The organism is Ottowia cancrivicina (genome assembly GCF_029813755.1).
GTDB classification, from domain to species: domain Bacteria; phylum Pseudomonadota; class Gammaproteobacteria; order Burkholderiales; family Burkholderiaceae_C; genus Ottowia; species Ottowia massiliensis.
This window is the reverse complement of the sequence record NZ_JARVII010000024.1, coordinates 1-25065: the sequence shown is the minus strand read 5'-3', so window position 1 is coordinate 25065 and position 25065 is coordinate 1. Positions and strand designations below refer to the sequence as shown.

The window sequence follows — 25065 nt, the reverse complement described above, 5'->3', positions numbered from 1 at the left end:
CGGGCGGCTGAAATGCAGTCTGAAATGCGGATAGGTTTGTCGCGGGAGCGCGCAGCGGCGCGCATGCATGCGCGGATGCATGCGCGCGTGGATGACGGGCTGAAAAAACTGTCGTGGTGCGCGTGCTGGCTGGGCGCGGCCTGGCCGGGCGCGGCGGCGCTGCTGGCGGCGCTGGTGCTGGCGGCCAGCTGGCCGCCCTTGCTGGGGCAGTGGCAGGCGCTGGCGGCGGCGGCGTGGATGTTTTCGTTTTCGGCGGCGTGGACGGCGCTGCCGGGCCTGGCCGGGCTGGCGCTGGCGCTGGTGGCGCTGCCGCTGGCCGTGCGGCGGGCGTGGCGGGCGGCGCAGGGCCGGGGCGCCGTGCCAGCGGCCTATGACGGGCTGTTTGAGACGGCGGGCGTGGCGGGGGCGTTTTTTTTGCTGCTGGCGCTGGCGCTGGCGGCGGCGGGCGCGCTGGGCTGGCCGGTGAAGGCGGTGTGGCAGCACCGCGCGCTGTGGCCCGCTGGCGTGCTGCTGCCGTGGGCCTTTGTGTCGGTGGAGCTGGCTGAATGGTTTGGAGCCGGGCGCGAGGGCCGCTCCATGCAGGAGAAATCAGCAAGATGAACGTTTCGCGCCCTTTCATTCAAAGGCCGGTGGCCACGGGGCTGTTCATGCTGGCCATCGTGCTGGCGGGGCTGCTGGGCTGGCGCTTTTTGCCGCTGGCGGCGCTGCCGCAGGTGGACTACCCGACGATTCAGGTGCGCGCGCTGTATCCGGGGGCCAGCCCTGACGTGATGAGCCGCACGGTGACGGCGCCGCTGGAGCGGCAGCTGGGGCAGATGTCGGGCCTGGCGCGCATGGCCAGCACGAGCGCGGCGGGGGTGTCGCAGATCACGCTGCAATTTGCGCTGTCGCAGTCCATGGATTCGGCCGAGCAGCAGGTGCAGGCGGCCATCAACGCGGCCAGCGCGCTGCTGCCGGCGGATTTGCCCGCGCCGCCGGTGTATGCGAAGGTGAATCCGGCAGACGCGCCGATTCTTTCGCTGGCCATCACTTCCGGCAGCCTGCCGCTGCCCCAGGTGCAGGACATGGTGAACACGCGGCTGGCGCTGAAGATCAGCCAGATCAGCGGCGTGGGGCTGGTGACGCTGGCTGGCGGCCAGCGCCCGGCCGTGCGGGTGCGGGGCAACGCGCAGGCGCTGGCGGGCATGGGGCTGGGGCTGGATGCGATTTCGTCGGCCATCAGCGCGGGCAATGCCAGCGGGGCCAAGGGCAGTTTTGACGGCCCCGCGCGCAGCTACACCATCAATGCCAATGACCAGCTCGTTTCTGCCGACGACTACCGCGAGCTGATCGTGGCCTACAAAAACGGCGCGCCCGTGCGCCTGAAAGACGTGGCCGAGGTGACGGACGGCGCCGAAAACGACCGCCTGGGGGCCTGGGCCGCCATCCAGGCGGATGAGGCCGCCCATGCGGGCAGCGGGGCGGCGGCCCTGCCGCTGTCGCCCGCCATCATCGTGGACGTGCAGCGCCAGCCGGGCGCAAACGTGATTGCCACGGCCGACGCCATCAAGGCCCGGCTGCCCGAGCTGGCGCAAAGCCTGCCGGGCAGCGTGCAGGTGGCCGTGCTGGCCGACCGCACGCTGGGCATCCGCGCCTCGGTGGCGCACGTGCAAATGGAGCTGGCGCTGGCGGTGGCGATGGTGGTGCTGGTCATCTTTGGCTTTCTGCACAGCGCGCGCGCCACGGTGATTGCCAGCGTGGCCGTGCCCATTTCGCTGCTGGGCAGCCTGGGCGTGATGTACCTGCTGGGCTACTCGCTTAACAACCTGAGCCTGATGGCGCTGACCATTGCCACGGGCTTTGTGGTGGACGACGCCATCGTGATGATCGAAAACATCGCCCGCCACCGCGAAATGGGCAAGCCGCCCATGCAGGCCGCGCTGCAAGGGGCGGGGCAAATCGGCTTCACCATCGTCTCGCTCACCATCTCGCTGGTGGCGGTGCTTATTCCGCTGCTGTTCATGCAGGAAGTGATCGGGCGGCTGTTTCGCGAATTCGCGGTCACGCTGGCCATCACCATCCTCATCTCCGCCGTGGTCTCGCTCACGCTCACGCCCATGATGTGCGCGCGCTGGCTGGAGCCGCTGCAAGAAGGCGCGGGCCGCCTGGGCCGCGCCATGCAGCGCGCGCTGCACGCCACCGTGGCCGCCTACGGCCGCGCCCTGCAAGCCGTGCTGGCGCGCCAGACGCTCACGCTGCTGGCCGCGCTGGGCACGGTGGCGCTCACGGCGCTGCTCTACGTGGTCATCCCCAAGGGCCTGTTCCCCACGCAAAGCAGCGGGCAGCTCATGGGGCGCGTGCAGGCGGCCAGCGACGCCTCCTTTGCCCGCATGGCGCTTTTGCAGCAGGCCGCCGCGCGCGTGGCGCTGGCCGATCAGGCCGTGCAGTCCGTCAGCGCCGTGGCCGGCGTGGACGGGGCCAACAACACCGCCTTGAGCGAGGGGCGGCTGACTATCAACCTGCGCCCGCGCACCCTCTTTGGCGACAGCGAAGTGGCCATCATGCAGCGCCTGCGCCAGGCCGTGGCCGCGCAAGTGCCCGGCGCCACGCTCTATTTGCAACCCACGCAGGATTTGACGGTGGACAGCGCCACCGGCCCCACCGAATACCGCTTTGACCTCGAAGGCGCAGACACCGCCCTCGTCAATGAATGGGCGCAGCGCCTGGCGCAAGCCTTGCAAACCGTGCCCGAAGTGCGCCACGCCACCACCAGCGCCGGCGCGCAAGGGCTGGCCGCGCAAGTGCAGACTGACCGCGAAACCGCCTCGCGCCTGGGCGTGACGGCCAGCAGCATCGACAACGCGCTCTACAACGCCTTTGGCCAGCGCATCGTCTCCACCATCTTCACGGAAACCAACCAGTACCGCGTCATCCTCGACGCGGCGCGCCCGCCCGCTTTTGGCCCGTCTGCTTCAGGCGCGGCAGGCGGCGCCAGCTTGCAGGCGCTGCAAGAGCTGCCCGTCAAAACCAGCAGCGGCGCCAGCGTGCCCCTGGGCAGCATCGCCGCCATCACCGAAGCGCCCGCCGCCCTGCAAATCACCCGCGTGGGCCAGTACCCGGCGGCCACCGTCGGTTTTGACGTGGCCCCCGGCGCCAGCCTGGGCGCGGCCGTGCAGGCCATCCGCCAGGCCGCCAGCGCAGCGGGCCTGCCCGCCGCCCTCACCCTGCGCTTTACCGGCGCGGCCGGGGCCTGGCAGCAATCGCTGCAAGGGCAGCTGTGGCTCATTGCCGCCGCGCTGGTGTGCGTCTACATCGTGCTGGGCGTGCTGTATGAAAGCTACGTACACCCGCTCACCATCCTCTCCACGCTGCCCTCGGCGGGCGTGGGCGCGCTGCTGGCGCTGTGGGCCACGGGCCACGCGCTCGACGTGGTGGGCATCATCGGCCTCATCCTGCTCATCGGCATCGTCAAGAAGAACGCCATCATGATGATCGACTTCGCCATCGACGCCGAACGCACCCAGGGGCTGCCTGCCGCGCAGGCCATCTACCAGGCCGCGCTGCTGCGCTTTCGCCCCATCCTCATGACCACGCTGGCCGCCCTGGCCGCCGCCTTGCCGCTGATGCTGGGCTGGGGCGACGGCGCCGAACTGCGCCGCCCGCTGGGCCTGGCCATCTTCGGCGGCCTTGTGCTCTCGCAGCTGCTCACGCTCTTTACCACCCCCGTCATCTACCTCTGCTTTGACCGCCTGGGCCGCGCCCGCGCTGGCAAGCCGGAAGACGAACCCGGCGAGAAGGCCCCCGCATGAGCGCCGTTTACATCAATAAAAGGAGCGAATCTGCACCCGTAAAAAGGCATATGCCGCACGTTTTACGGGGACCTCATGCTATAGAACAAGGAGCGAATTCATGAGGGATTCAGGCCCTTGCCTGCGGCCAGGCGGCAAACAGGCTCTGGACATCCGGCCAGCGGCATGAGGGGCGCGGCATGAACCTCTCGCGCCCCTTCATCACGCGGCCCATCGCCACCACGCTGCTCACGCTGGGGCTGGCGCTGGCGGGGCTGGCGGCTTACTTTGTGCTGCCGGTGGCGCGGCTGCCGAATGTGAATCAGCCGGTGATCACGGTTTCGGCCAGTCTGGCGGGGGCTTCGCCGGCGGACATGGCGCGCACGGTGGCCACGCCGCTGGAGCGCACGCTGGGCGTGATTGCGGGGGTGACGGAGATGACCTCCAGCAGCGAGCCGGGCAGCACGCGGGTGACGCTGATGTTCGAGCAGTCGCGCGATATCGACAGCGCCGCGCGCGATGTGCAGGCGGCCATCAATGCCGCGCGGGCCGATTTGCCGGCCACGCTGCGCGCCATGCCCGCCTGGCGCAAGCGCAATCCGTCGGCGCAGCCGTTCATGATCCTGGCGCTGTCTTCGGCCACGCGCTCGCCGGGGCAGATTTACGACGTGGTGAGCAACCTGGTGAGCCAGCGCTTGCTACAGGTGCCGGGCGTGGGCGATGTGGAGCTGGGCGGCGGCTCGCTGCCGGCGGTGCGGGTGGCGCTCAACCCTTTCGCGCTGGATGCGCTGGGCATGAGCAGCGAGGATGTGCGCGCCGCCATTCAGGCGGGCACGGCCAACCGGCCCAAGGGCGTGCTGGAAACGGACGCAGGCGAAGGCAGCGGCGCTGCGCAAGGGCGGGCGCTGCAAATCGTCACGCCCGCGCCGGGGCTGAAGGCGGCCGACTGGCGCGATCTGATCGTGGCCGTGCGCAATGGCGCCGGGGTGCGCCTGTCTGACGTGGCGCAGGTGAGCGACAGCGTGCAGAACACGCGCACGCGCGGCATGTTCAACGGGCAGGCGGCCATCATCGTCTCCATCACGCAGGAGCCGGGGGCCAACCTGATTGCCACGGCTGACGCCATTCACGCCCTGCTGCCGCAGCTGCGCGCGCAGCTGCCGGGCGATATTGCGCTGAACGTGGCCAACGACCGCACGGCCACCATCCGCTCGTCGGTGCATGAAGTGGAGCTGACGCTGGCGCTGGCCGTGCTGCTGGTGGTGGGCGTGGTGGGGCTTTTTCTGCGCAATCTGCGCGCGGCGCTGATTCCGGCGGCGGCCACGGTGGTGTCGCTGCTGGGCACTTTCGGCGCGATGCACGTGCTGGGCTATTCGCTGAACTATCTGACGCTGATGGCGCTGACGGTGGCCACGGGCTTCGTGGTGGACGACGCCATCGTGGTGCTGGAAAACATCTCGCGCCATCTGGAAGAAGGCATGCCGCGCCGCCAGGCCGCGCTGCGCGGCGCGCGCGAAGTGGGCTTTACGGTGCTGACCATCAGCGCCTCGCTCATTGCGGTGTTCATTCCGCTGCTGTTCATGAGCGGCTTTATCGGGCTGATGTTCAGGGAGTTCGCCGTCACGCTCTCGATCGCCGTGCTCATCTCGCTGCTCGTTTCGCTCACCACCACGCCCATGATGTGCGCCGCGCTGCTGCCGCGCAGCCTGGCGCGGCCCGCCGCAGCGCCGCAGCGCCAGAGCCTGCTGGGCCGCCTGCGCCAGCGCGTGACGGGCGCCGCCGTGGCCGCCTACCTGAAGGCGCTTGACGGCGCGCTGGCCGCGCCCTGGCTGGCGGTGCTGGCGCTTGCAGCCGTCATCGGCATGAGCGGCTGGCTGTTTGCGCACATGGCGCGCGGCTTCTTTCCGGAGCAAGACAGCCGCCAGATGCAGGGCCACATGCGGGCCGACCAGAGCATCTCCTCCAGCCTGCTGGCCGACAAGATTCAGCAGGCCGTGGACATCGTGCGCGCCGACCCCGCCGTGGGCGACGTGGTGGCCTTTTCCGGCGGCGGGCGCGCTGGCGGCGGCTTTCTGGCCGCCGCGCTCAAGCCCGCCAGCCAAGCGCCTGAAAGCTCGCGCGCCGTCATCAACCGCCTGCGCCCGCAGCTGGCGCAAATCACGGGCCTGAGCGTGTTCATGAACCTGGAGCAGGAAGTGCGCATGAGCGCGCGCAGCAGCAATTCCGGCACGCTCTACGTGCTCAAGAGCGACAGCGCCGCCAGCCTGCGCGAGTGGACGCTCAAGCTCGCCGCGCAGCTCAAGACCGACCCGCGCCTGACCGACGTGGACGAAAGCCAGAGCGACAACGGCGTGGAAACGTTCATCACCGTCCATCGCGACCGCGCCACGCAATACGGCGTGAGCAGCAGCGCCCTCAATGCCGCGCTCTACAACGCCTTTGGCCAGCGGCAAATCGCCACCTTGTATGCCGACCTGAACCAGTACGCCATCGTCATGGAATGGCTGCCGCGCCTGGCCCAGTCACCCCTGGCCCTGCAAGACGTGCGCGTGCCCTCCAGCTTCAGCGCCAGCGCCAGCGCACCGGCCAACCCCGGCCTGCGCGACGCCTCCACCGGCCAGAGCCTGTCCACCAGCGCCCGCACCCTCGTGCCCCTGACCTCGTTTGCCAGCTACGCCGAGCGCGCCGTGCCCACCAGCGTGCAGCACGACGGCGGCGAGCTGTCATCCACCCTCTCTTTCAACCTGGCCGACGGCGTCAGCCTGCAAGCCGCGCAAGAAGCCGTGCGCGAAGCCGAAAACGCCATCGGCATGCCAGACAGCGTGCGCGGCCAGTTCGCGGGCAACGCCGCGCAAATGCAGCAGCAGCAAAGCGAGCAAATGTGGCTCGTCATTGCCGCCGTCGTCGTCATCTACCTCGTGCTGGGCATCCTGTACGAGAGCCTGGTTCACCCGCTGACCGTGCTCACCACCTTGCCCAGCGCGGGCTTCGGGGCCGTGCTGGCGCTTTTGGCCATGAAGATGGAATTCACCATCATGGCCCTCATTGGCGTGTTCCTGCTCATTGGCATCGTCAAGAAAAACGCCATCCTCGTCATCGACTTTGCCCTGAGCGCCGAACGCGAGCGGGGCCTGGACGCGCGCAGCGCCGTGCGCGAAGCCTGCCTCAAGCGCCTGCGCCCCATCCTCATGACCACGCTGGCCGCCGGCCTGGGCGCGCTGCCGCTGGCCATTGGCTTTGGCCAGGGGGCCGAACTGCGCCAGCCCCTGGGCGTGACCATCATCGGCGGCCTGCTCGCCAGCCAGTTCATGACCTTGCTCACCACCCCCGCCATCTACGTGCTGCTGGACGGGCTGCGCCAGCGCGCGGCGGGGCGCAAAAAGCCGGACGCCTGCAATTAATTGCTGGACAAAAGATTCGGGCAAGAGCGATGCGCAACCATCATTGACTTTTCGAAAGCGCCTGCCATGAAAGCCCCATCCGTGCTGCTGGCCATTGCTGTTTTCGCGAATTTCTTAACGCCGGTTTCCGGTGCTGAAAACGCAGCTTCCAATCATCGCCTGCGCGCCTACAAGGAATCGCTCGCCAGCGATCTTTCAGAAACATTCCGGCAAAAGCATGGCGAAAATGCAAAAACGCTGACGGCCGATCATGTTTCCGACGCGGCCGTCATGAATCACATGCAGAAAGCCAATGCGCTGAACAGGCTGGAAAATGAAATAAAAACCCGGTTTGCCGACCGGTTTGCTTCCAGTTATGTTGAAGAAAGAGACGTTGGCGATCTGGTGTTGCACATTTCCATCAAAAATCTTCAGGATGAAGAGAAAACGCGGCTTTCATACGATTATGAATCCGTCATTTTTCACGCATCCCCCTACAGCAGGCCTGAAATCAGGCATCTGGTTTCCAGAATTCTGAACAAGATACGCGATGCAGGTGCACTAGGCCTGCTGGGCGGCGGATACGCAGATCAGTCCGGCCATTTCATCGTTTCTGTTCTGGATGGATGGGAAACATTCGTCCGCCACGTCATTCAGGGCGATTCCGAACTCAGTGAATTACCTATAAAAATAGAAATTTCCAGGCCGCTGGTAGCCAATGCATCGCCCAATTTATGGGCCGGCATGCCTATTAACAACTTTACGCAACACGGAGGTTCTTTTTGGGCAATTAATTGCACATCTGGATTCAATGTGGCGGGAGGCATATACCCTTTTACCATTACTGCGGGCCATTGCGGCAATACGGGCGATAAAATTTGCATAGCAAAACATCCTAATACTGCCGGAGAATTTTATGGCACTATCACTGAATCAGTTTTTAGGTCGGGCGATCGGTCTGATTATGCCATCATAGGAAATGATAATTTCAAACATAGCACACCCGGCAAATATGTTTATATGCGGTTTCACAATTCAGAACGGAAGACGAGAAATATATTTTGGCAGAACGATAGATAACCTCTCTATTATGAAGTTCTGCAGCAAACCGGGGGATTCGGGAGGACCTCTGGTTACTGGAGAAGAGGTAAGAGGCGGCAATTTTGCTGTAGGTATCGTTGTTGCATCAACTGATGCCTGTGCTTCTGCAGGCCAATTTGGAAGCGCTCCATCTCCCATTACGGCTGTGATACCCATAAGCTTTATATTGAATAATCTTCACGTGAATTTGGCTCCAGCCTATTGATGATTCATAAATGATGTCATCTGAAATCGTCGCTTTAATGAATTACCTTGCGCAGCAAGCCGTGAAGTTCACGACCTTGCTCACCGCCCCAGCCATCTACGTGCCGCTGGACGAGTTGCGCCAGCGCGTGGCGGGGCGCAAGAAGCCGGACGCCTGTGATTAATCGCCAGACCGAAGATGCGGGCAAAAGCAATGCGCAACCATATTGCACAACAAAGAAATCAAGCAATTGGCTGGAATTTCTGTAAGGCAGCAAGATTGTTATCATGTTTTATGTCGGACCAGATTTTGGCAAATAGTTGTATGCGGAAAAAATTCGCCAAAAAGTGACGAAAGGACAAGGTAAATGCATAGCATTATTGCCTGTACATTTCATGGTTTCTATCTTGGATGGATGGGATGCGTTCGTTCGTAATATTATCCAAGGCGACTCCTATCTCAGCAGGTTGCCCATAAAACTGGAAATAAGGTGATGCTGCAGTATCGCGACATTGCAACTTTTGTGGGTGTATTCACTCATCACAAAAACTCACGCCGCAAGCAGCGGGCAATCTGGCCGCCAAAGATTCAGGCTCCCGTTGCCATCACAACCACGGCAAGAACGGGCATGCCTTGAAGCTTGTTTTACTATGAAATAAATAGCTGCCCGCGCCCATTCCACCAGGACTTGAGGCCGGTTTGATGCCTGAAATCCAGCCCTGAAATCCAAACCCGAACTCCGCTTCTGAACGCCATGCGCTCCACCCCTTGCGCCGCCTTGCTTGCCCTGGCCGCCCTGCTTGCCGCCTGCTCGCAAGCAAGCCGCCACGAAACCCCGGCCATCGACTTGCCTGCCACATGGAAAACCCTGCCCGCCGCCGGTGCTGCCAAATCTGACGCCGCCGCCCCCGAAGGCTGGATCAGCGCCGATCAGGCCGCCCGCCCGCTGGCCGCCAACTGGTGGCGCGACTGGCAAGACCCCGTCCTCTCGGCCCTGATGGAGCAGGCCGCCGCCCATAACCAGACCGTGGCCGCTGCTGCCGCCAGCGTGCGGCAGGCCCAGGCGCTGCTGGAGCAGCAGCAAGCCGCCCTCTGGCCCACGCTGGGCCTGCAAGGCAGCCAGCAGCGCAGCGGCGGCGACGCGCGCGCAGCTGGCGGATCGGGCAGCCTGAACCTGTCGGCCAGCTGGGCGCCTGACCTCTGGGGGCGCGCCGCCAGCGCCGCCAGCGCCCAGGCCGCCGCTGTGCAAGCCAGCCAGGCCGACCTGGCCGCCGCCCGGCTGGCCGCGCAAACCAGCCTGGCGCAAAGCTACTTCGCCCTGCGCGAAGCCGATGCCGAGCTGGCCCTGCTGGACGACATCATCGAAGGCTACGAACGCAGCGCCGCCATTGCCCAGCGCCGCTTTGAAAGCGGCACGGTGGCCCGCACCGACGCCCTTCAGGCCCAAAACACGCTTGAGTCCGCCCGCGCCAGCCGCGCCGCGCTGGAGCGCAACCGGCATCTGGCCGAAAACGCCATTGCCGCCCTCACGGGCCAGCCGGCCGCCGCCTTCAGCCTGCCGCCTGCCCGTTCGCTGCATGACTGGCAGCGCGCCCTGCCAGCCATCCCGGTGGATATGCCCGCCACCCTCTTGCTGCGCCGCCCCGACGTGGCCGCCGCCGAGCGCGCCGTGGCCGCCGCCAACGCCCGCATCGGCGTGGCCCGCGCCGCGTGGTTTCCCACCCTCAACCTCAATGCCAGCGCGGGCGGCAGCGGCGCAACGCTGGCCGATGTCATCTCCGCCCCGCAATTGCTGTGGTCGCTGGGCCTGAACCTGGCGCAAACCCTGTTTGACGCTGGCGCGCGCTCCGCCGCCGAAAAACAGGCCATCGCCGCCCACGAGCAAGCCGCCGCCGCCTACCGCCAGCGGGCGCTGACGGCCATGAAGGAAGTGCAAGACCAGCTCGCCACCTTGCAAACCCTGGCCCGCCAGCAGCGGTACGCCGCCGCCAGCGCCGAAAACGCCGCCGCCATCGAGCAGCAAATGCTCAACCGCTACCGCGCCGGCCTGGTGGCCTACACCGAAGTGGTCACCGCCCAGGCCAGCGCCCTCACCGCCCGCCGCTCGCTCATGCAGCTGCAACTGCAACGCCAGCAGGCCGCCATTGCCTTGATTCAGGCGCTGGGCGGCGGCTGGCAAGCGCCGCAGTAAACGCCTTGAAATGCAGCCTTCATGTGTCCGGGCGCTTGAGCTGCTTGAGCCGCCCGGGGCCGCGCGCTGGCCTCCTTGCGTCCTGTCTATTGCGCAAAAAGCGCGGTCCGGCTGGCAAGGCGCAAAAAAAGCGGGGCCTGGCCCCGCGTTCATGCCGGCTCCAGGCCCGCTCCTACTGCATCACCACGCTGGCGCCCTGCGGCGGCTTGAACTGGAAGCGGCTGGCGGGCAGGCTGGGCTTGAGGGTGAAGCGCTCGAAAGTGATGAGCGACTGCTGGCCGAAGCTGTCCACGATTTCAAGCGTGGCCAGTTGCGGCGCGCCGCCTTCGCTGGCGGCGGGCGCGAAGCCGATGCGGATGCTCTGCAACTGCCCGTCTTTGGAGCGCGGCAGGGCCTTGACCCAGTCCTGCCCGTTGCGGCGCGGCTCTTCGCTCAGCTCGAAGTCTTTTTGCAGCGCCTGCATGGTGGTGGCCGAGGCGATGATGGCTGCCGGACTGGCGCCCAGGGCCTGCTCCTGCGGGCGGGCCGTGACCTGGTCCAGATCGGCGTCGTACATCCATAAAGTCGTGCCGTCGGCCACGATGGTTTGCGTGAAAGGCTTCTGATAGTCGAAGCGAAAGCGCCCGGGCCGCTGGAACTCGAATTGCCCGCTGGAGGTTTTGCTGCGCGCAGCCTGCTCCTGCCGTGGCGGGGTGGTCACCACCTGCGTGAAGGCGGCCTGCCCGGCGCGGGCGGATTCCACGAATTGCGCCAGCGCCTGCATGCCGCCAGCGTGGGCGGGCAGCGCGGCAGACAGGCTGGCGGCAAAGGCGGCGGAGGCAAGAATGAGCGTGCGCAAGGTTTTCATGGCTGGCGTGGAGCTTGGGGCATCCGGGCAAGTTCCGGCCCGCAGCCGGGCCGGCGGGAAAAGGGCGAAAGGCGGCAGCAAAGCTACCGCCCCAGGGCATGCAGCAGGCGGTCAAGGCCGCCTTCGTTGATGAGCACGGCGGCCCGCTCGCGCACCCTGGGCTTGGCATGGTAGGCCACGGAAAGGCCGGCGGCGGCCATCATTTCAAGATCATTGGCGCCGTCGCCTACGGCGATGGCCTGCTCGGGGGCGATGCCCAGCAGGCCGCACACGTCCAGCAGGGTCTGGCGCTTCATGGCGCCGTCCACGATGTCGCCCCAGCTTTGCGGCAGCAGGCGGCCCGTGAGCTGGCCCTGCCGGATTTCAAGCTGGTTGCTGCGGGCGAAATCCAGCGCCAGGCGCTGGCGCAGACGCTCGGCAAACCAGGTGAAGCCGCCGCTGAGCAGCAGCGTTTTCAGCCCCGCCGCCTTGGCGGCCAGAATGAGTTCCGCCGCGCCGGGGCTGGGGCGCAGGCGCTCCTGCCACACACGCTCCAGCTGCGCCTCGCCCACGCCTTGCAGCAGGGCCACGCGGCGGCGCAGGCTCTCCTTGAAATCGGTGATTTCGCCGCGCATGGCCGCTTCGGTGATGGCGGCCACTTCAGCGCCGCGCCCTGCGGCGGCGGCGATTTCGTCCACGCACTCGATGTTGATGAGGGTGGAGTCCATGTCAAAAGCGATGAGCCTGAAGTGGCCCAGCGGCGGCAAGGCGGCGGCGCTGCGCACGAGCAGGCCAGGGGCGATTTCGCGCAAGGGCGCGGACGGTGAGGCGGTCATGATGGGCGAAAGCGGTTGATCATTAAAAAAGGAGCGGATTCAGGGCGTGAAAAACGCGTAACGTCTTAGTGGAATCGGGACAGCTTGCTATGGTTTTCAAAGCTATTTCCGGCTTGCCTGGGAACCTGTTCAAAGAGCGGGACGGGTAAGACGCAAGGGGCGCAAGGGGCGCTCATTCGCGGCCCGCATCTGCCGCCGCCAGCGTTTCCGCGCGGATTTCTTCGGTCAGGCGGGCCTTGAGCTGCATGAATTCGGGCGAAGTCTTGAGCGTGTAGTGGCGCGGGTGCGGAAAGTCCACGGCGATTTCGCTCTTGATGCGGCCCGGGCGGGCGCTGAAAACAGCCACGCGGCTGGCCATGAAGATGGCTTCATCAATGTCGTGCGTGACAAAGAGCACGGTTTTCTGCGCCTGCTCCCAGATGCCCAGCAAAAGCTCCTGCATGAGCACGCGCGTCTGGTTGTCCAGCGCGCCGAAAGGCTCGTCCAGCAGCAGCATCCTGGGGTCGTTGGCCAGGGCGCGGGCAATGGCCGTGCGCTGCTGCATGCCGCCGGAGAGCTGCTTGGGGTAATGGTGTTCAAAGCCGCGCAGGCCCACTTTGGCAATGAAGAAGTCGCTGCGCTCTTTTTGCTGCGCCGCGCCCATGCCGCGCTCGCGCAGGCCGAAGCGGATGTTCTGCTCCACCGTCAGCCACGGAAAGAGCGTGTAGCTCTGGAACACCATGCCCCGGTCCGCGCCGGGGCCGCGCACGGGCGCGCCTTCCAGCAGCGCCTGGCCTTCGGTGGGAAAGTCCAGCCCCGCAATGATGCGCAGCAGGGTGGACTTGCCGCAGCCGGAAGGGCCGAGGATGGTGATGAAGTCGTTTTCGCGCACTTGCAGGTTGATGGGGCGCAGCGCCTGCGTGGGCGGCTTGCCGCGTGCGCCGGGAAAAATGCGCGTGACGCCCTGCACGTCCAGCTGAACGGCGGGGGCGGCGGAGAGCGCTGGCGGGCGCGGCAGCGCCTGCTCTGGCGCGTTCGTGGCAGCTATCGCGGGGGACATCATGGCGGTCATCGTGCTGATCAGGGCGGTCACGCGGTTTTCAAAAGCCTGGCCTGGCGTGGAAAAGCAAGGCGGGCAAAAGCGGGAAACAAACGGTATGGGAAACGGGGCGGAGGCGTTCCATGCACGCAGCTCGTTGGCAGGGTGAAGGGCGAGGCGGCATGCATTGCGGTTATTTTGCTTCGCTATTCATAGCAATATGTCCTAGTGGAAACTGCGCGAAGCGGCATTTTCGGCCTCTTGAATTTGCTCTTTTTCCTGAAGCATTCTGGCGAGTGGAGCCGGAACCTGCTCGCAGGCGGGGCGCAAGCGGCCCGGTCCTGGCGGCTCCTCGGAACCTGCTCTCAAAGTTATCCCGGAAGTCCGATCATGCGCCGAATGCTTCAGCGCTTGGGCAGCACTTTGAAGGCGCGCTGTTGGCTGCGCTTGATCACTTGCATCTTCCCGCCAAGCATGTGCCCGGCGCCTGTCCGATATGCGTGCCCGTGTAGCCGCCATCCACAAAAAGGGGCTTGAGGCACTCAAAGCGCATGAACAGCCTCTCAGGCCGAAGCATGCATGTTCATCTCGCGGCGGTACCACTCGTGGAAGTGGCGCATGCCGTCCTCCATTGGGCTTTGGTAGGGGCCGGTTTCGCTGTCGCCGCGCTCGAACAGGGCGCGGCGGCCCGCGTCCATGCGCTCGCCAATTTCGTCGTCTTCCAGGCAGGTTTCCATGTAGGCGGCGCGCTGCGCCTCCACGAATTCACGCTCGAAAGCGGCGATTTCCTCGGGATAGAAAAACTCCACCATGTTCAGTGTCTTGTCCACGCCCATCGGAAAGACGGTGGAAATGGTGAGCACATGCGGATACCACTCCACCATGATGTGCGGGTAGTACGTCAGCCAGATGGCGCCGCGCCCTGGCTTTTGCCCGCCCTGGTAGTCCAGCAGCACCTGATGCCAGAGCCTGTAAACGTCAGTGCCCGGCTTGAAGCCGGGCGACACGCCCACGGTCTGCACCGAATAGTCGCGGCCAAACTGCCATGCCAGATCGTCACAGGTCACGAAATTGCCCAGGCCGGGGTGGAAGGGCGCCACGTGGTAGTCCTCCAGATAAATCTCGATGAAGGTCTTCCAGTTGTAGTTGCATTCGTGCAGCTCCACGTGGTCGAGCACAAAGCCGTCAAATGAAAGCTGCGGGGCCACGGCCATGTCCGCCAGGTCGGCCCGCACGTCGCGGCCGTTGTCTTCAAACAGCAGGCCGTTCCATTCGCGCAGGCCGTAGTTGTTCAGGCTCAGGCCAGGGTCCTGCGGAAAGTGCGGCGCGCCCAGCAGCTGGCCGCCGGGGCTGTAAGTCCAGCGGTGTATGGGGCAGACAATGTTGCCCCCCGCGTGCGCCTGCCCCTGCTCGCGCAAATTGCCCCGGCCCTTGAGCATGATGGCCTGGCGGTGGCAGCACACGTTGGAAATCAGCTCCAGGCCGCCATGCGCGTTGCGCACCAGCGCGCGGCCGCCCTTTTCCTGCGGCAGTGTGAAGTAGTCGCCCGGGCGGGGCACGGCCAGCGCATGGCCCACATAGCGCGGCCCGGCGTCGAAAAGCCGGTTTTTCTCGCGCGCAAGCAGCGCCTCGTCAAAGTAGAAAGGGACGGGCAGCTGGCTTGCCGCCTGCTGCAATGGAAGACTTAAATCAGACATCGTGGGTTTTCTCGCAAGCGCGCCGCTTCCGTGCTCCGGCAAAGGCGGCGCATCATCGCTAGCGCGCTCTTCCGGAGACTGGCGCATGAAAAAGAAAAAGCCCCGCCAACACAGAAGGCCAAGCGGGGCGGGCGCATTCTAGTCAGCGCCCCGCCAGCGGGCAGCGCCACAGGCGCATGCCCTGGGGCGCGTCCCTACAATTACCCGCTTTACCTTCTCATCACCGCCAGCCGCCATGCCGCCCCGCAAAACCGCTTCTCCGCCGCTGCCCGCCACTTATGGAGAGGCCGTGGCACAGCTCGAGCAAATCGTCTCGGGCCTGGAATCGGGCCAGTTGCCGCTGGAAGACTTGCTGGGGCAATACCAGCGCGGGGCGCAGTTGCTGGCGTTTTGCCGCGAGCGGCTGCAAGCGGTGGAAGAGCAAGTCAGGCGCCTGGACGGCGATGTGCTGCGCCCCCTGACGCAAGGAGACGAGGCATGAGCGCGGAGCAAGGCGGCTTTGCCGCCTGGCAGGCCGCGCAACTGGCGCGCGTAGAGCGGGCGCTGAATGAATGGATGCCCGCGCAAGCCCCCGCCGGCCTGGGCGAAGTCATGCGCTACGCGGTGCAAGGCGGCGGCAAGCGCTTGCGCCCGCTGCTGGCGCTGGCGGCGTGCGAGGCGGTGGAGGGCGCGCCGCAGGCGGCCTTGCGCGCAGCCTGCGCGGTGGAGCTGATTCACGCCTATTCACTGGTGCACGACGACATGCCCTGCATGGACAACGACGTGCTGCGCCGTGGCAAGCCCACGGTGCACGTGCAATTTGGCCAGGCGCAGGCGCTGCTGGCGGGCGATGCCTTGCAGGCGCTGGCCTTTGAAATTCTCACGCCCGAACCTTCGGCAGCCGCTTCAGCCGACATGCCCGCCGCCATGCAGGCCGCGCTGTGCCGCCTGCTGGCGCGCGCCGCCGGAGCCGACGGCATGGCAGGCGGGCAGGCGATTGACCTGGCCAGCGTCGGCCTGCCGCTGACTGAACCTGAACTGCGCGCCATGCACCGCCGCAAAACCGGCGCGCTGCTGCTGGCCAGCGTGCGCATGGGCGCCGCTTGCGCAGCGCACCCGCTGCCCGCCGCCGCGCTGCAAGCGCTGGATGCATACGGCCAGGCCCTGGGCCTGGCCTTTCAGGTGGTAGATGACGTGCTGGACGTGACCGCCGATTCCGCCCTGCTGGGCAAAACGGCGGGCAAAGACGCGGCAGCGGGCAAGCCCACCTACGTTTCGCTGCTGGGGCTGGAGGCGGCCCGCCAGCTCGCCGCCGATTTGCTGGCGCAAGCCGAAAACGCCCTGAACGCCTTGCAAGCCAGCGGCCTGGCGCACACGCAGCCCCTGCACGCGCTGGCGCGGCAGGTGGTGCAGCGCCAGCGCTGAAGCGCGCGGCCACAGCGGGCCACCTCTGCAAAAAACGCCCGCAAGCCGCCCTGCCGCAGCGCCACACCGCAAAAAAGCCGCTTCACAAGAAGGCAGCCATGACCGACAAACCCACACTGCTTGAAAACGTCCATTTCCCGTCTGACCTGCGCCAGCTCACCCGCGCGCAACTCAAACAACTGGCCATCGAGCTGCGCGAGTGCATCCTGCAAAACGTCTCGCGCACCGGCGGGCACCTCAGCTCCAACCTCGGCACGGTGGAGCTGACCCTGGCGCTGCATTACGTGTTCAACACGCCCGAAGACCGCCTGGTGTGGGACGTGGGCCACCAAAGCTACGCCCACAAAATCCTCACCGGCCGGCGCGCGCGCATGCCCACGCTGCGCCAGCTGGGCGGCCTGTCGGGCTTTCCCAGGCGCGCCGAAAGCGAGTACGACGCCTTTGGCACCGCGCACTCATCCACCAGCATCTCTGCCGCGCTGGGCATGGCGCTGGCCGCGCGGCAAAAGGGCGAAGTGCGCAAGGCCGTGGCCGTGATTGGCGACGGCGCCATGACGGCGGGCATGGCTTTCGAGGCGCTCAACCACGCGGGCGTGGAGCGCGACGCGCGCCTGCTTGTCGTGCTCAACGACAACGACATGAGCATCAGCCCCCCCGTGGGCGCGCTCAACCGCTACCTGGCCCAGCTCATGAGCGGCCAGTTCTACGCCGCCGCCCGCAACGTGGGCAAAACCGTGCTCGGCCCCGTGCCGCCGCTGCTGGAGCTGGCGCGCCGCCTGGAAGAAGGCGCCAAAGGCATGGTCACGCCCGGCACCCTGTTCGAGAAATTCGGCTTCAACTACATCGGCCCCATTGACGGGCACGACCTGGACGCGCTCATTCCCACGCTGGAAAACATCCGCAGCCTCATGAGCGCGCAGTCCGGCCCGCAATTCCTGCACGTCGTCACCAAAAAAGGCCACGGCTACAAGCTGGCCGAAGCCGACCCCATCGCCTACCACGGCCCGGGCCGCTTCGATCCTGCCGTGGGCCTGGTCGCCCCCGCCGCGCCGCGCCAGACCTTCTCCCAAGTCTTCGGCCAGTGGCTGTGCGACATGGCCGCCCAAGACGAGCGCCTCGTGGGCATCACCCCCGCCATGCGCGAAGGCTCCGGCATGGTCGCCTTCCACCAGCGCTACCCCGCGCGCTACTTTGACGTGGGCATTGCCGAGCAGCACGCCGTCACCCTGGCCGCCGGGCTGGCCTGCGAGGGCCTCAAACCCGTTGTCGCCATCTACTCCACCTTCTTGCAGCGCGCGTATGACCAGCTCATCCACGACGTGGCCCTGCAAAACCTGCCCGTGGTCTTTGCGCTGGACCGCGCGGGCCTGGTCGGCGCAGACGGCGCCACGCACGCGGGCAACTACGACATCGCCTTCTTGCGCTGCATCCCCAACATCAGCATCGCCTGCCCGGCCGATGAGCGCGAATGCCGCCAGCTGCTGACCTGCGCCTACGAGCAAAACCACCCCGTGGCCGTGCGCTACCCGCGCGGCGCAGGCGCGGGCGCCGCGCCCCTGCCCGATCTGTCCGCCCTGCCCTTTGGCCGGGGCGAAACCCGCCGCCAGGGCCGGCGCATCGCCATCCTCGCCTTCGGCACCCTGCTCTACCCTGCCCTGCAAGCGGCTGAAAAGCTGGACGCCACCGTCATCAACATGCGCTGGGCCAAGCCGCTCGATCTGGCCCTGCTGCGCGAAGCGGCCGAAGCGCACGAAGCCCTCGTCACCCTTGAAGAAGGCTGCATCGCAGGCGGCGCGGGCAGCGCCGCCGCCGAAGCGCTGCAAGCCATGCGCATCACCCGCCCCATCCTTCACCTGGGCCTGCCCGACCGCTTCATCGACCACGGCGACAGCGCCCAGCTCCTGGCCCTGCACGGCCTGAACGCCGAAGGCATTGAAGCCGCCGTGCGCCAGCGCTTTGCGCAGCCCTGAGTTCCATCCGGGATAAGGAGAAAGAGCGAATCGAGACGAAACAGAGCAACAGCACGTGCCAGCCAAGCTGAATATGTGCTTATTTTTCGCTCTTTAAACCATAGCAATACGTCCTAGTGGAAACTGCGCGAGACGGCATTTTGGCCCCATCAAATCAGCTCCTTTTTTTGATGGCATCAGGCTACCCAGGCGCGTCCCCTTTCTTTCGCTCGGCGAAGATTCGCCACGCCGCGCACCGCCCTGCCAGCCTCGCGCCCGCATGGCGGCCCGGCCCTCGTTGCGGCCCTCGCTGCGGCCCTGTTTCCCGCTCCATTTCCCGCCTCACTTTCGCACCCTCGCTCCATGCGCGCCGCTCTTGAACGCACCCTCACCGCCGCCTGGCAGCGGCGCGGGCCTTTGGCGGTGGCGCTTTGGCCGCTTTCGCGGCTGTATGGCGCGCTGGCGGCGCGGCGGCAAGCGCGGGCCGTGCCGCAGCGCCTGCCGGTGCCGGTCATCGTGATTGGCAACGTGGTGGCAGGCGGCGCGGGCAAAACGCCTGCCACGCTGGCTGTGGCGCAGCACCTGCTGGCGCGCGGCTGGCGGCCCGGCATCGTCTCGCGCGGGCACGGGCGCGCCAGCCGGGCCTGCCTGCCCGTGCAGCCCGGCAGCGATCCGCGCGAGGTGGGCGACGAGCCTTTGCTGCTGCGCCGCCGCGCGGGCGTGCCCGTGCAGGTGGCCCCTTGCCGCGCCGAAGCGGGCCGCGCGCTGCTGGCCGCGCACCCGCAAGTGAACATCTTGCTGTGTGACGACGGCCTTCAGCACCACGCCCTGGCGCGCGACGTGGAAATCTGCGTGTTTGATGGCCGTGGCATCGGCAACGGCTGGCTGCTGCCCGCCGGGCCGCTGCGCGAAGCCTGGCCCCGGCCCGTGAGCCTGGCGCTGTTCACCGAAGGCCGCATCAGCCTGGCCGCTGCCGGGCTGCCCTGCCCCGCTTTTGCCGCCACGCGCCGCCTGGCATCCAGCGCCTGCCGCGCCAATGGCCAGGGCGTGCCGCTGGCCCGCTTGCGCGGCCAAAGCGTGGTGGCGCTGGCGGGCATTGCCCGCCCGCAGGCTTTTTTCGACATGCTCCGCGCCGAGGGCCTGACGCTGGCGCGCACCATCGCCTTGCCCGACCACGCCCCGCTGGAGCGCCTGCCGCCGCTGCCGCCGCAAGAAGCGGCCTTGCCGCTGCTGTGCACGGAAAAAGACGCCGCCAAGCTCTGGCCCCATGCCCCGCAGGCGCTGGCTGTGCCGCTGCGGCTGCAAGCGCCCGCCGCCTTTTTTGACGCGCTGGACGCGCTGCTGCCTCCGCCGCCGGGCAATCAGATGGAGGCCCGGCCCGATGCCGCCTTGCCACAATCGCCCCTTTCACCGCCCTGAAGGAAAACCGGCATGGACCCCAAGCTCCTTTCCCTGCTCGTCTGCCCCGTCACCAAAGGCCCGCTGGACTACGTGCGCGGCCAAAACGAACTCATCTCCCGCTCCGCCCGCCTGGCCTACCCTGTGCGCGACGGCATTCCCATCCTGCTCGAAGGCGAGGCGCGCGCCGTCACTGAAGATGAAATCGCCCAGCTGCCCGCCCGCGCCCCGCTGGTGTGAGGTTCATGATCTGGCCGCAAAGGGCGGGCAAGGGGCCGAAAGCGCCGGGCGGTTTGCGCCTTGCGCCCTGCTCCGGTCCGCAGCCCTCGCAGCCAGGACAGGCCCTGAAAGGCATGGCGGCCAGCGCCTGAAAATGCTCCTTGATTCATAGCATGAAGTCCTGGTGAAACGTGCGCTGGCGCCGTTTTCAACCCTCTGAATTTGCTCCTCTTTTAAAACCCCAATCTTCCGCTCCGCATGGCGAAATCCATGCGGGCGGCGGCACGGGCCACTGGCACACAAGAAACCATGACCTCCCCCACGCTGCAAAGCCTTATCGAGCGCCTCAACCAGGCCCCTTTCATCCTGCCCAATGAGCAAGTCATCTGGGCGCCGCGCCGCGCCACGCCCGAAGCCATCGCGCAAGTGGAAAACGCGCTGGGCCAGCCCATTGCTGGCGCGCTGCGCGAGTTTTTGCTGCTGCGCGGCGGCGGCGGACTCAAAAGCCTGCCCCTGTCGGGCATCGACCCGCTGCACCCGCTGGCGCGCAATCGAGGCTCCATCCTCGGCGACACCCTGCACTGGCGCGCGCACGGCATGCCCGGGCGCTACATCGCCATTCAGCGCGACGCCGCCGACCAGGCCCCGCTGTGCCTGGACGCCCAGGGCGGCAGCGAGCCGCCCGTCATCCGCTGGGCCAGCGGCCAGGCGCAGCCCGTGGCGTCCGGCTTCATTGACTTCTACGCCGCCAGCCTTGAACCCGTCTTCAGGCAGGCGGGCATTTGAGAGGCCTTTGTTCAAAGTCTGGCCGTGGGCGCAAAAAGCGCCGCTCCGTGCGCTTTGCCGCGCTTTGCCGCGTGTCTGCGGCCAGCCTGTGAACAGATGACAAAAACCGGAAAACAACCGCCCCCATGAACCTGCGCCCCCTGCATCACTGGCCGATTGAAGCCGTCATGGCCGTGCAAGCCAGCGCCTATGGGCCGCACTTGCTGGAAAGCGCCCACGTGCTGGCCGCCAAGATGGCAGCGGGCCGCAACCTGTGCCTGGGCCTGGGCGCGCCGCCAGCCGCTGGCGGCGGCGAGGCCCTGCGCGGCTACGCCATCGCCCTGCCCTGGCACAGCAGCCGCGCGCCGCAGTGGAACCACGCAACCGCTTCAACCGGCGGCCCGGCTGCCGCCTCCGCGCCGGACTGCGTGTATCTGCACGACTTCGCCATTGCGCCCGCGCATCGCGGCCAGCGGCTGGCGGCCCTGCTGCTGCGGCAGGTGCTGCAAAACGCCCGCGCCGCCGGTTTGCGGCAAGCCGTGCTGGTGGCCGTGCAGGGCGCCGATGCCTGGTGGCTGCGCCACGGCTTCACCCCCGCCGCGCCGCCCCAGCCGCTGGCCAGCTTCGGCGCGGCCGCAGTGTGGATGACGCGCGGGCTGAAGGAGCCGTGAACTTGCCTGCGGCCAGGCCGGGGGCGGCTTGCCAGAACATCAAAAACAAGAGCGGATTCAGGGCCGGTAAAAACGGCGTTTGCGCCTGTTCCACGAGGACCTCGCGCTATGGATAAAAGAGCAAAAAACCGCCGTCCGCCCAAGCGGCGCGCAGCCTGGGGCCGTCTGCGGCCTTGTGCCTATCCCGGCCGCCCCTCGCGGCCAGACGCTGAACGGGTTCCAGGGGCAAGACCTTCGACCCTTGCTGCCAAGCTCTTGAAGCACTCTTTGATGCTGGGGCGCTGCCGCCCAGCACTCTTGCGCAAGGCGTCATGGAATTGGGGCACAGCCAGCGCTGAACCGCCCTGGCGCACATTTTTGCTGGCACGCTGAATTTCTTTCACTGGCGTCAGCGTCAGGATGTGATCGCCTATTCTGGTTATTTTCCATTCCACAACGCCGCCATTTATCCGCCTGATTTGATCTGCGGAATATCTGGAGGTATCTGCGCGGCAAGATATTCCGCCAGCGTGCGCAGCAGCGTTTCAGGGCAATCCGGGTTTTCGGAAAAAAAGAGGAAATCGCCATAAATGCTGTGGGCGCTGAACCGACGGCCGCGCCAGCGCCAGTCGATCCATGTCTCGCCTGTCACCAGGTCAGGAAGATAGGTTGTGGGCAGTGCGGGCAAACGCACGATGAGCCACAGCAGGCGCAGCGGCGAGCAGTTTTGCGGCCATGTGAAAAACAGGCGCGAGCCGCCCGGCATTAACTCGTTGGTCAGATGAACTGGCATGGGAAGCGATGTGGAAATGCCGGGTTTTGCTGGTTGTTGCCCGTTGCCGTTTGATGCTGGATTGCCATGATGATGGCGGCATGAAATCAATCGTGCGCAAATCCGTTAAATTGAATCCAACCGATTAGGTCTGCCCGAATTGCCGCTCCATGTGCCTGCCTGATTGTCAAGGATATATGCCGAACGGCAGAAAATAACAGCGCCAATCAAAATGGCTGGTTTTTGTTTTGCCAGCCTCCATCTTGCTTATTGGCTTCGTCTTTCATCCAGGCAGGCATTGCGCAAGGCCCCAGGCGGCCAGGGCAGCGGCCATGTCGGCAGGCAGGGGGGCTTCAAAAGCCAGCGGCTCGCCGGTGACGGGGTGGGCCAGCGCCAGGCGGCGGGCGTGCAGGGCCTGGCGGGCCATGCCTGCGGCGGGCGCGCCGCCGTAGAGCGCGTCAGCCACGAGCGGATGGCCGATGTGCGCCATGTGCACGCGAATTTGATGGGTGCGGCCCGTGCCCAGGCGGGCGTGGACGAGGCAGCCTGGCTCATGCGGCGCGTTGCCCAGCAGGGTGAAAGTAGTCAGCGCGGGCTTGCCTGCGTGCCGGGCCAGATCAACCACGGCCATGCGCTGGCGGTGGCGCGGATCGCGGCCAATGGGGGCCTCCACCACGCGCTGGGCCGCGCCCTGCCACGGACGATGGGCCAGCGCAAGGTATTCGCGGCTCACTTGCCGGGTGGCGATGGCGGCCACCAGCGCATCCATCGCCGGGCGGGTTTTGGCCACGGCCATCAGGCCGCTGGTGTCTTTGTCCAGCCGGTGCACGATGCCCGCGCGCGGCAGACGGGCAAAAGCCGGGCCGTGGGCCAGCAGGCCATTGAGCAGCGTGCCGCTCCAGTGGCCGGGCGCGGGGTGAACCACCAGTCCGGCGGGTTTGTTCAGCACGAGCAGGTGCTCGTCTTCATGCAGCACGGCCAGCGGCATGGCCTGCGCGGTGAAAGCCTGCGCCTGCGGCGTGGGGCGCAGCGTGAGGGTCAGCGGCTCGCCCGCCTTGACGCGCCGGGCGGGTTTGAGGGCCGGGCAGCCCGCCAGCGTGACGGCGCCCTCATGGATCAACTGGCTGAGGTAGCTGCGTGAAAACTCGGGCGCCAGCGCGGCCAGGGCGCGGTCCAGCCGCTGGCCATGCCAGGCGGCGGGCACGGCCAGCTGGCGCTCTTCGGCCAGCGCCGCGCCGTCCTCCTGCGCGTCATCCGCAACGCTGTCCGCAGCGCTGGCGGCATCAAAAACTGCATCAAAAACTGCATCAAAAGCGGCTTCAGGGGCGGGCGCAAGAGTGGATGCAAGGGGCGCGATAGACTCCATCGTTTCGTTTCAGCTTCGTCTCAAGAGGGGAAAGACCCGTGAATTTCTACGCCAGATTATCGGCAGCCGCCCTGGCCGCAGCCCTTGCCGCCGCGCTGGCTGGCTGCGCCTCCAAATCGGGCAACAACATGGAAAACTGGAGTCCGGGCCGCATCCACTCCGAAGCCAAGGAAGAAATGAGCGCGGGCAGCTACGACAAGGCCATTCCCATGCTTGAAACGCTGGAAGGGCGCGCCGCCGGCACGCCGCTGGCCCAGCAGGCGCAGCTGGAAAAAGCCTACGCCCAGTTCAAAAACGGCGACAAGGCCGAAGCCGTGGGCACGCTTGACCGCTTCATCCGCCTGCACCCGGCCAGCCCCGCGCTGGATTACGCGCTTTACATGAAGGGCGTCATCCATTTCAACGACGACATGGGGCTGTTTGCCTCCATCGCGCGGCAAGACCTCTCCGAGCGCGACCAGAAAGCGGCCAAGGAAGCGTATGAGTCCTTCAGCGAACTCGTCACCCGCTTTCCTGACTCGCGCTACGCGCCCGACGCCCGCGCGCGCATGCGCTACACCGTCAATGCCCTGGCGCAGTACGAAGTGCACGTGGCCCGCTACTACTACCGCCGCGCCGCCTACGTAGCCGCCATCAACCGCGCCCAGCAGGCCCTCAAGGACTACCGCGACGCCCCCGCCCTGGAAGAAGCCCTGCACATCCTGGCCGATTCCTACGACAAGCTGGGCATGACCGACCTGCGCGACGACGCCCGCCGCGTGCTGGAACTCAACTACCCGGGCGGCAGCGTCAAAACCAAAAGCAAGCCCTGGTGGCAAATCTGGTAAAGCGCCCGGCTTGCCTTCCCGCCCATGCACATGCCAAAGCCGCCCAAGGGCGGCTTTTTCAATGCTTCAATGCAATACGAGCCAATAGAGCGCCCCAATCCGCGCTTTCGCGCCCACAAACCGGCTGCGCGCAGGTTCTGAAAAGAACCAGCCTTCCAAGACATGCAAGCGGCTTGACGGCCGCTCACCATCACGCACCCAGGCACAGAACGCATCAAAAACAAGAGCGAATTCAAAGGCCTCAAAGTGCCTCCTCGCGCAGTTTCCACTAGGACATCATGCTATGAAGAAAGGAGCAAAACAATGCGGCATGCCTGTCGTTCGCGCCTTGTCTCCTGATCCGTTTTTCCGGCGGGCGAAAAGCACGGCGGCAATCAAGCAGGCCAATGAAGCGGGCCGCAATAAGCGCTACTCACAATAGGCGCCGCTCACAATGCAACGCCTGCACAGCGGAAAATGAAAAAAAATGCCGGCAAACATGCGTGAACGCATTTGCAAACGCCCGCCATTTCATTCACCAAAATGGCGCAAAACCACAATCTGCTTTTGAGCAAAAGAAGAAGTATTCCTGGTAGTCTCCTCCATCAATTCTGATGAGAGCTGCTCGGCTAGGTCTAATACCCCAGCGCGCTTTGCGCCCATCTTCCAGCGTCATGGAGCCAGAAGCGCTGCATGAAATCATGGTTAGCTTATGCGTCCAGTCCCAGCGGCTAAT

Annotated in this window: 22 protein-coding genes; 15 read left to right on the top strand and 7 right to left on the bottom strand. The window is 66.1% G+C overall.

Annotated elements, in window-relative coordinates; all coding sequences use genetic code 11:
• The first annotated feature begins 63 nt into the window (after positions 1–63).
• The 7 genes from QB898_RS10455 (at position 64) to QB898_RS10430 (ending at position 10623) form a co-directional block, all read left to right on the top strand.
• Complete coding sequence (locus QB898_RS10455) at positions 64–600, top strand: hypothetical protein (RefSeq protein ID WP_279524909.1); 537 nt, start codon at positions 64–66, stop codon at positions 598–600.
• Positions 597–3788 carry an efflux RND transporter permease subunit gene (locus QB898_RS10450; RefSeq protein ID WP_279524908.1) on the top strand — a complete coding sequence of 1064 codons (3192 nt, stop codon included), beginning with the start codon at positions 597–599 and terminating at the stop codon, positions 3786–3788. The genes QB898_RS10455 and QB898_RS10450 overlap by 4 nt, the downstream gene beginning before the upstream one ends.
• Before the next feature lie 179 nt (positions 3789–3967).
• The gene (locus tag QB898_RS10445) at positions 3968–7168 is read left to right on the top strand and encodes an efflux RND transporter permease subunit (RefSeq protein ID WP_279524907.1); all 3201 of its coding nucleotides are present in this window, start codon (positions 3968–3970) and stop codon (positions 7166–7168) included.
• Positions 7169–7234: 66 nt separating this feature from the next.
• Positions 7235–8227: a chymotrypsin family serine protease gene (locus tag QB898_RS10440; RefSeq protein ID WP_279524906.1), complete on the top strand. Its 993-nt coding sequence runs from the start codon at positions 7235–7237 to the stop codon at positions 8225–8227.
• Positions 8127–8453, top strand: a complete 327-nt coding sequence (locus QB898_RS13470; protein WP_428982802.1) for a trypsin-like serine protease — start codon at positions 8127–8129, stop codon at positions 8451–8453. Before QB898_RS10440 ends, QB898_RS13470 begins: the two co-directional genes overlap by 101 nt.
• A 37-nt stretch (positions 8454–8490) precedes the next feature.
• A complete protein-coding gene (locus QB898_RS10435) occupies positions 8491–8616 on the top strand; it encodes a hypothetical protein (protein WP_279524905.1) in 126 nt (41 codons plus the stop codon).
• A 570-nt stretch (positions 8617–9186) separates the two neighbouring features.
• The gene (locus QB898_RS10430) at positions 9187–10623 is read left to right on the top strand and encodes an efflux transporter outer membrane subunit (RefSeq protein WP_279524904.1); all 1437 of its coding nucleotides are present in this window, start codon (positions 9187–9189) and stop codon (positions 10621–10623) included.
• A gap of 172 nt (positions 10624–10795) precedes the next feature.
• On the opposite strand, the gene lolA is transcribed toward QB898_RS10430, so the two are convergent.
• From lolA to QB898_RS10410, 4 genes are all read right to left on the bottom strand, one after another.
• Positions 10796–11470, bottom strand: a complete 675-nt coding sequence (lolA, locus tag QB898_RS10425) for an outer membrane lipoprotein periplasmic chaperone LolA (RefSeq protein ID WP_050716124.1) — start codon at positions 11468–11470, stop codon at positions 10796–10798.
• Positions 11471–11553: 83 nt separating this feature from the next.
• Positions 11554–12285 carry a phosphoserine phosphatase SerB gene (gene serB / locus QB898_RS10420; RefSeq protein WP_279524903.1) on the bottom strand — a complete coding sequence of 244 codons (732 nt, stop codon included), beginning with the start codon at positions 12283–12285 and terminating at the stop codon, positions 11554–11556.
• A 172-nt stretch (positions 12286–12457) separates the two neighbouring features.
• Complete coding sequence (locus QB898_RS10415) at positions 12458–13357, bottom strand: ABC transporter ATP-binding protein (protein ID WP_279524902.1); 900 nt, start codon at positions 13355–13357, stop codon at positions 12458–12460.
• 509 nt (positions 13358–13866) lie between these two features.
• Positions 13867–15000 carry an aromatic ring-hydroxylating oxygenase subunit alpha gene (locus QB898_RS10410; protein ID WP_279524901.1) on the bottom strand — a complete coding sequence of 378 codons (1134 nt, stop codon included), beginning with the start codon at positions 14998–15000 and terminating at the stop codon, positions 13867–13869.
• Positions 15001–15235: 235 nt separating this feature from the next.
• On the opposite strand from QB898_RS10410, the gene xseB reads away from it, so the two are divergent.
• The 7 genes from xseB (at position 15236) to QB898_RS10375 (ending at position 21406) form a co-directional block, all read left to right on the top strand.
• Complete coding sequence (gene xseB, locus QB898_RS10405) at positions 15236–15481, top strand: exodeoxyribonuclease VII small subunit (RefSeq protein WP_279524900.1); 246 nt, start codon at positions 15236–15238, stop codon at positions 15479–15481.
• Positions 15478–16404: a polyprenyl synthetase family protein gene (locus QB898_RS10400; protein WP_279524899.1), complete on the top strand. Its 927-nt coding sequence runs from the start codon at positions 15478–15480 to the stop codon at positions 16402–16404. Before xseB ends, QB898_RS10400 begins: the two co-directional genes overlap by 4 nt.
• A 98-nt stretch (positions 16405–16502) precedes the next feature.
• On the top strand, positions 16503–18374 hold the full coding sequence (dxs, locus tag QB898_RS10395) for a 1-deoxy-D-xylulose-5-phosphate synthase (protein ID WP_279524898.1): 1872 nt from the start codon (positions 16503–16505) through the stop codon (positions 18372–18374).
• A 342-nt stretch (positions 18375–18716) separates the two neighbouring features.
• Entirely contained in the window at positions 18717–19772 is a 1056-nt protein-coding gene (gene lpxK / locus QB898_RS10390; RefSeq protein ID WP_279524897.1) for a tetraacyldisaccharide 4'-kinase, read from the top strand.
• Positions 19773–19784: 12 nt separating this feature from the next.
• On the top strand, positions 19785–19991 hold the full coding sequence (locus QB898_RS10385; protein WP_050716116.1) for a Trm112 family protein: 207 nt from the start codon (positions 19785–19787) through the stop codon (positions 19989–19991).
• 288 nt (positions 19992–20279) lie between these two features.
• Positions 20280–20756 (top strand): SMI1/KNR4 family protein, encoded by a 477-nt coding sequence (locus tag QB898_RS10380; protein WP_279524896.1) that lies wholly within the window; start codon positions 20280–20282, stop codon positions 20754–20756.
• 125 nt (positions 20757–20881) lie between these two features.
• Entirely contained in the window at positions 20882–21406 is a 525-nt protein-coding gene (locus QB898_RS10375; RefSeq protein ID WP_279524895.1) for a GNAT family N-acetyltransferase, read from the top strand.
• Positions 21407–21851: 445 nt separating this feature from the next.
• Here QB898_RS10375 and QB898_RS10370 read toward each other — a convergent pair whose 3' ends face one another.
• Positions 21852–22268, bottom strand: coding sequence for a hypothetical protein (locus QB898_RS10370; protein ID WP_279524894.1), 417 nt, complete (start codon positions 22266–22268; stop codon positions 21852–21854).
• 172 nt (positions 22269–22440) lie between these two features.
• Complete coding sequence (locus QB898_RS10365) at positions 22441–23523, bottom strand: RluA family pseudouridine synthase (RefSeq protein ID WP_279524893.1); 1083 nt, start codon at positions 23521–23523, stop codon at positions 22441–22443.
• 38 nt (positions 23524–23561) lie between these two features.
• On the opposite strand from QB898_RS10365, the gene QB898_RS10360 reads away from it, so the two are divergent.
• Positions 23562–24350, top strand: coding sequence for an outer membrane protein assembly factor BamD (locus QB898_RS10360; RefSeq protein ID WP_082203290.1), 789 nt, complete (start codon positions 23562–23564; stop codon positions 24348–24350).
• Between the two features lie 514 nt (positions 24351–24864).
• Here the strand turns inward: QB898_RS10360 and QB898_RS10355 are convergent.
• A partial coding sequence (locus QB898_RS10355) for a hypothetical protein (protein ID WP_279524892.1) occupies positions 24865–25065 on the bottom strand: 201 nt, incomplete at its 5' end.

What these genes read in the sequence shown, in the direction of transcription:
- QB898_RS10455 (WP_279524909.1), top strand. Translation starts at nt 64, where the DNA reads ATGCATGCGCGGATGCATGCGCGCGTGGATGACGGGCTGAAAAAACTG.
- QB898_RS10450 (WP_279524908.1), top strand. Translation starts at nt 597, where the DNA reads ATGAACGTTTCGCGCCCTTTCATTCAAAGGCCGGTGGCCACGGGGCTG.
- QB898_RS10445 (WP_279524907.1), top strand. Translation starts at nt 3,968, where the DNA reads ATGAACCTCTCGCGCCCCTTCATCACGCGGCCCATCGCCACCACGCTG.
- QB898_RS10440 (WP_279524906.1), top strand. Translation starts at nt 7,235, where the DNA reads ATGAAAGCCCCATCCGTGCTGCTGGCCATTGCTGTTTTCGCGAATTTC.
- QB898_RS13470 (WP_428982802.1), top strand. Translation starts at nt 8,127, where the DNA reads ATGATAATTTCAAACATAGCACACCCGGCAAATATGTTTATATGCGGT.
- QB898_RS10435 (WP_279524905.1), top strand. Translation starts at nt 8,491, where the DNA reads ATGAATTACCTTGCGCAGCAAGCCGTGAAGTTCACGACCTTGCTCACC.
- QB898_RS10430 (WP_279524904.1), top strand. Translation starts at nt 9,187, where the DNA reads ATGCGCTCCACCCCTTGCGCCGCCTTGCTTGCCCTGGCCGCCCTGCTT.
- lolA (WP_050716124.1), bottom strand. Translation starts at nt 11,470, where the DNA reads ATGAAAACCTTGCGCACGCTCATTCTTGCCTCCGCCGCCTTTGCCGCC.
- serB (WP_279524903.1), bottom strand. Translation starts at nt 12,285, where the DNA reads ATGACCGCCTCACCGTCCGCGCCCTTGCGCGAAATCGCCCCTGGCCTG.
- QB898_RS10410 (WP_279524901.1), bottom strand. Translation starts at nt 15,000, where the DNA reads ATGTCTGATTTAAGTCTTCCATTGCAGCAGGCGGCAAGCCAGCTGCCC.
- xseB (WP_279524900.1), top strand. Translation starts at nt 15,236, where the DNA reads ATGCCGCCCCGCAAAACCGCTTCTCCGCCGCTGCCCGCCACTTATGGA.
- QB898_RS10400 (WP_279524899.1), top strand. Translation starts at nt 15,478, where the DNA reads ATGAGCGCGGAGCAAGGCGGCTTTGCCGCCTGGCAGGCCGCGCAACTG.
- dxs (WP_279524898.1), top strand. Translation starts at nt 16,503, where the DNA reads ATGACCGACAAACCCACACTGCTTGAAAACGTCCATTTCCCGTCTGAC.
- lpxK (WP_279524897.1), top strand. Translation starts at nt 18,717, where the DNA reads ATGCGCGCCGCTCTTGAACGCACCCTCACCGCCGCCTGGCAGCGGCGC.
- QB898_RS10385 (WP_050716116.1), top strand. Translation starts at nt 19,785, where the DNA reads ATGGACCCCAAGCTCCTTTCCCTGCTCGTCTGCCCCGTCACCAAAGGC.
- QB898_RS10380 (WP_279524896.1), top strand. Translation starts at nt 20,280, where the DNA reads ATGACCTCCCCCACGCTGCAAAGCCTTATCGAGCGCCTCAACCAGGCC.
- QB898_RS10375 (WP_279524895.1), top strand. Translation starts at nt 20,882, where the DNA reads ATGAACCTGCGCCCCCTGCATCACTGGCCGATTGAAGCCGTCATGGCC.
- QB898_RS10365 (WP_279524893.1), bottom strand. Translation starts at nt 23,523, where the DNA reads ATGGAGTCTATCGCGCCCCTTGCATCCACTCTTGCGCCCGCCCCTGAA.